We start from the raw sequence: 2,050 nt of genomic DNA, 5'->3' as shown, positions 1-2,050 counted from the left end.
GTCCATCCTCCATTCTTCGATCAGCCGGCGAGCGGTCGGCAGGTTGCGGAACATGTGCTCGTTGAGACATTCGTCCCGGAAGCGACCATTCAGGCTCTCGACGAACCCGTTCTGCATCGGCTTGCCTGGCGCGATGTAGTGCCACTCGACCTCGCTATCCTCCTGCCATTGCAGGATTGCCCGCGATGTCAGCTCGGTCCCGGTGTCGGTGAGCGCTGGCGGCTCCAGGATGCCAAGGTGCGGTTCAGCGGGTCGTGAAGCGCGCGCGAAAGCATGGGCCGGAGCGCGTGACGCTGCATGGCAAGGATGCGGTCTCGATCGTTTCAGCTGAATCCTATGACCGTGATCGACAGCGCCATACCGGGCGTCGCTTGGTCGAGGTGTGAACGGTTTTCTGCTGGACACCAACGTGCTGTCGGAACTGCGGAAGCCGCGGCCCGATCAGGCGGTCGCCGACTTTATGTCGGCCCAGCCGAAACAGACTTAATTCGTGTCAGAGGTGACCTTCGCCGAGATCCGCTATGGGATCGAGCAGGCTCCCGATACAGAGCGCCGCGCGGTGGTTTCCGGCTGGCTGGCGCAAACCCTTCGTCCTTTGTTCGCCGGTCGCACGTTTCCACTTACCGAGGACGTGATCCTGCGCTGGCGGATCTTAAATGCTGGTCGCCGGCGCGGGCATAATTTCGGGCAGCTCGACTTTTTCATCGCCCCCCGCCGCTGTCGCCAACCTGATCGTGGTCAGCGGCGACGAGACGCATTTTGTGGCAGCCGGTGTGCCCATTCTCAAACCCTGGGCGTGTCGACACACGGCCGGGTCGGGTCAGGAGAAGCCGGTCGGAGACATAGCAGCGGCTGATTTTCTATCGCAACTGACGAGGATCGGCTAGCGATGAGCGAGCCAGATCGAAATCGCGGCTCGACTAGGCCAGCGTTCCTTCTATTGCCGAGGAATTCCGATGTCTGACAACAATGAAGAGCTGATTGCGCTGACGGCGTCGATCGTGTCGGCCTATGTGAAGCGCAATAATTTGCCGACAGCCGACCTGCCGCGCCTTATCGCGAGCACCCATGTCGCGCTCGCCAGCTTGGCGGGTCCGCCTTCGCCCGTTGCTGCGGAATCGCTGATTCCTGCCGTGCCGATCCGCCGATCGGTGACGCCCAATGCCGTCATCCGTCTGGAGGATGGCAGGGCGTCAAATCCCTGAAGCGGCACCTGAGCGCGAGCTACGGTCTGACGCCCGACCAGTATCGCGCAAAATGGAATTTGCCTGCTGATTATCTGATGGTCGCTCCGAACTACGCGGAGCGCTCGCTCCGCTTTGGCAAAGATCATAGGGCTAGGTCGTAAGGGAGCCGCAAACGCACGAGCGGGGGCAAGCCCTGGAGATAGAGCGTGTCGATCGCATCCGACAGACCAATCGAACATCAATTTGGCTTGGCTGACGTTGCTTTTAGTATTGGTTTGCATAGCGATAGTCGCTCGCATTGGATTGCGACACTGGCCACGAGGCGGACGCGTTCTGTCACAGCGCCGTAAAGAGCCAGAGGGCCGTATGCAGGAATTCCCGGCGCGTAGCGCCTGATTTTCATGCTTGAAGTCCCCCGTGCTCGTCCGATTGCTAAGTCAGGCATGGTCGAACAGACCTTCGAACTCGCGATCGGCGAAGTAGCGCAGCTTGCCGGTGACGATGGGCCGCTGGTTGGCGATGAAGAGCATCTGCCTGGTCGGATGCATGTCGCGGACCTCGTCGGGCGTCATTAGCGGTCGGGCGACGTGCTGCTCGCCATAGGAGATTCCTGACTTTTCGGCGTCGAGCGCGCGGCTCATGGTCTGGAAGACGACGGTCTCTTGGCCGGTGAGATCTGAGACCAGGCGGGCGCTGTCATGATCGTTGACGCCAAAAACCTGGAGGCGGAGCCCCCAAACGGGGGCACTCTCGCCCGCTTTTAAGGGGGCCTACCGACCCCGCGTGGGCGGATTGGCGGGCCTCCGCTAGGTCGTGTCCCTGCTGGTGGTGTAGCTTCGCAGAGCCACCGCGTGCCGGCTTTG

2 protein-coding genes and 3 pseudogenes are annotated in these 2,050 nt (G+C 61.5%); 3 read left to right on the top strand and 2 right to left on the bottom strand.

All coding sequences use genetic code 11. The annotated features are described in order from the left end of the window. Window positions 1–213: pseudogene (locus tag AX750_RS19730) on the bottom strand (integrase core domain-containing protein); the annotation flags it as partial. 41 nt (window positions 214–254) lie between these two features. On the opposite strand from AX750_RS19730, the gene AX750_RS27165 reads away from it, so the two are divergent. The 3 genes and pseudogenes from AX750_RS27165 (at window position 255) to AX750_RS26975 (ending at window position 1,348) form a co-directional block, all read left to right on the top strand. Further along, window positions 255–386, top strand: a complete 132-nt coding sequence (locus AX750_RS27165) for a hypothetical protein (RefSeq protein ID WP_348626293.1) — start codon at window positions 255–257, stop codon at window positions 384–386. Between the two features lie 270 nt (window positions 387–656). Further along, window positions 657–887 carry a hypothetical protein gene (locus AX750_RS26630; RefSeq protein WP_197432847.1) on the top strand — a complete coding sequence of 77 codons (231 nt, stop codon included), beginning with the start codon at window positions 657–659 and terminating at the stop codon, window positions 885–887. A 69-nt stretch (window positions 888–956) separates the two neighbouring features. Further along, window positions 957–1,348: pseudogene (locus tag AX750_RS26975) on the top strand (MucR family transcriptional regulator). 276 nt (window positions 1,349–1,624) lie between these two features. On the opposite strand, the pseudogene AX750_RS19720 reads toward AX750_RS26975, so the two are convergent. After that, window positions 1,625–1,912 (bottom strand): annotated as a pseudogene (locus AX750_RS19720) (type IV secretory system conjugative DNA transfer family protein); the annotation flags it as partial. Window positions 1,913–2,050 lie beyond the last annotated feature (138 nt).

This window comes from Methylobacterium sp. CCH7-A2 (assembly GCF_001557075.1).
In the GTDB taxonomy this organism is placed as follows: Bacteria; Pseudomonadota; Alphaproteobacteria; order Rhizobiales; family Beijerinckiaceae; genus Allobosea; species Allobosea massiliensis.
Note: the sequence above shows the minus strand (reverse complement) of the source record. Positions and strands in the feature narration are given on the sequence as shown.

Bases quoted from the DNA above. Each gene is read 5' to 3' on its own strand.
- AX750_RS26630 (WP_197432847.1), top strand. From the start codon at position 657: ATGCTGGTCGCCGGCGCGGGCATAATTTCGGGCAGCTCGACTTTTTCA.